Origin of the sequence: Micromonospora sicca (genome assembly GCF_003172935.1) — a bacterium.
Classification (GTDB): domain Bacteria; phylum Actinomycetota; class Actinomycetes; order Mycobacteriales; family Micromonosporaceae; genus Micromonospora; species Micromonospora sicca.
Genome location: NZ_QGKS01000528.1, coordinates 1 through 2,582 on the forward strand (window position 1 = coordinate 1; position 2,582 = coordinate 2,582).

The following is a 2,582-nucleotide window of genomic DNA, read 5'->3' on the forward strand; positions in this document are numbered from 1 at the left end:
GCCACCGCCCAGCCCCAACGCCCGCGTCATGTGTGATCGTCCTCTCCACCACCGCACCGTGCCGGTCACGGTAACGTCACCCGCACCACCAAGGCAGGGGAGAGGGCATTGGCGTCCGTCACCATCGTCACCGGCGGCAGCCGCGGCATCGGCGCGGCCACCGCCCGCCGCCTCGCCGCGGCCGGCCACGACATCGCCATCGGCTACCGCCGCGACCACACCGCCGCGAAAGCCGTCCTGGACGACATCCACGCCGCCGGCCGCCGCGGCCTCGTCGTCGCCGCCGACACCACCGACCCCGACCAGGTCCAGCGCCTCTTCGACGCCGCCGCCGACCTCGGACCCGTCACCGGCCTGGTCAACAACGCCGGCATCACCAGCCCGATCGGCCCCTTCACCGAGCTGCGCCCGGACGACCTGCGCCAGGTCGTCGACGTCAACCTCATCGGGTACGTCCTCTGCGCCCAACAGGCCGCCCGCCGGATGACCCACGGCGGCGCCATCGTCAACGTCTCCTCCGCCGCCGCCACCCTCGGCAGCCCCGGCGAATACATCCACTACGCCGCCGTCAAGGCCGCCACCGACACCCTTACCCTCGGCCTGGCCAAGGAGCTCGCCCCGCACGGCATCCGCGTCAACGCCGTCGCACCCGGCATCATCCGCACCGACATCCACGCCCTGTCCGGCGTACCCGACCGGCCCGACAGCGCCGCCGGACGCATCCCGCTGGGGCGCGCCGGCGAACCCGACGAGGTCGCCGCCGCCATCACCTGGCTCCTCGGCCCCGACGCCTCCTACACCACCGGCGCCGTCCTGCGGGTCGCCGGCGGCCTGTGACGCGGACGGCCCGGGGGAGCACCCCGAGCCGTCCACACCACCGCCACAGCTAGCTCGTGAACAGCTTCGCCGCCGTGATCACCGTCTGCACCACCCCGTAACCGAGCAGCACCGACACCACCAACCAGGAGATCCACAACCGGACCCGCTGCCCGTGACCGACCTCGTTCATCGCGTGCCGCTCCTCTCCGCCGCCACCGGCTGCGTACCCTCATCCCCGCCGTGGCCCGACGCGGCCTCGTGGAACCGCTCCGGCACCGGCCGGATCAACAGGTTGGCGATGAACCCCACCGCCAGCACCCCGACCATCGTGAACAGCGCCGGCCGGTACGCCGCCGCGGTCAACGTCCCCGGCTTGCCCTGCGCGTCGAGGAACGCGTTGACGATCAGCGGCCCGGCCACCCCCGCCGCCGACCATGCCGTCAACAGCCGCCCGTGGATCGCCCCCACCTCGAACGTGCCGAACAGGTCCCGCAGGTACGCCGGCACCGTGGCGAACCCACCGCCATAGAACGACAGGATCACGCACGCCAACAGCACGAACAACGCCGTCGCCGCGTGCCCGACCACCGCCAGCAGCACGTACAACACCATGCCCACGCCCAGATACACCAGGTAGATCGGCCTACGCCCGATCAGGTCCGACGTCGACGACCACACGAACCGGCCGGCCATGTTGAACAGCGACAACAAGCCCACGAAGCCACCCGCCGCCGCCACCGAGACCGCCGACGTCCCGTTGTCCCGGAAGAAGTCCTGGATCATCGGGCTGGCCTGCTCCAGGATCCCGATGCCCGCGGTCACGTTGCAGAACAGCACCACCCACAGCAGCCAGAACGACCGCGTCCTCACGGCGTTCGCCGCCGACACGTTCGCCGTGGTCACCAGCGGCTTCGCCGCCACCTGCGCCGGATCGAAACCCGCCGGCCGCCAGTCGGGCGCCGGCACCCGCACGTTGAACACCCCGAACATCATGATCAGGAAGTAGCCGACGCCCAACGTCACGAACAACCACACCAGCGCGCCGCCCGACGCCGTCGAACCCGCGTTCGCCGGGTCGTAGCCCGGGTCGTAGAACGACAGCAGCTGACGAGACAGGGGAGAGGCCACCATCGCCCCACCACCGAACCCCATGATCGCCAGACCGGTCGCCAGACCCGGCCGGTCCGGGAACCACTTGATCAACGTGGAGACGGGGGAGATGTAGCCGATCCCGAGACCGATGCCACCGAGCAACCCGTACCCCAGGTACAGCAGCCACAACTGCTTCGTCGCGATGCCCAGCGCGCCGACCCCGAAGCCGGCCGCCCAGAAGCACGCCGAGACGAACATCGCCTTCCGCGGCCCGTTCGCCTCCACCCACGTGCCCGCCACCGCGGCCGACAACCCCAGCATCACGATCGCGATGCTGAAGATCACCCCGATCGCCGTCTGACTCGCGTCGAAGTGCGCGATCAAAGAGTTCTTGTACACGCTGGTCGCGTAGACCTGCCCGATGCAGAGATGAATCGCCAACGCCGCCGGTGGAATCAGCCAACGGCTGTACCCCGGCGGCGCGACGGTGTGCCGACGATCGAGTGCGGAAAGCATGCTGCTTCCTCTCCGAAGATGGCGAGAACCCTCCCCGTTTCATGCCCCCACCGCACGCCGCGGCGAAACCCGCCACGCGCCCGACGGTCGAAACCCTGAGCCGAACGGTCACCCGCCTCGCGCCCGACTCACCCCACGTCGCCCCGCCGTCACGC

At 70.5% G+C, this 2,582-nt stretch carries 3 protein-coding genes; 1 reads left to right on the forward strand and 2 read right to left on the reverse strand.

Annotated elements, in window-relative coordinates; all coding sequences use genetic code 11:
• Positions 1-108: 108 nt before the first annotated feature.
• Complete coding sequence (locus DKT69_RS37205) at positions 109-837, forward strand: SDR family oxidoreductase (RefSeq protein ID WP_109806030.1); 729 nt, start codon at positions 109-111, stop codon at positions 835-837.
• Between the two features lie 49 nt (positions 838-886).
• On the opposite strand, the gene DKT69_RS40810 is transcribed toward DKT69_RS37205, so the two are convergent.
• Both DKT69_RS40810 and DKT69_RS37210 read right to left on the reverse strand, forming a co-directional pair.
• Positions 887-1,009 (reverse strand): MFS transporter small subunit, encoded by a 123-nt coding sequence (locus tag DKT69_RS40810; protein WP_255420269.1) that lies wholly within the window; start codon positions 1,007-1,009, stop codon positions 887-889.
• Positions 1,006-2,427, reverse strand: coding sequence for an OFA family MFS transporter (locus tag DKT69_RS37210; RefSeq protein WP_109806031.1), 1,422 nt, complete (start codon positions 2,425-2,427; stop codon positions 1,006-1,008). The genes DKT69_RS40810 and DKT69_RS37210 overlap by 4 nt, the downstream gene beginning before the upstream one ends.
• Positions 2,428-2,582 lie beyond the last annotated feature (155 nt).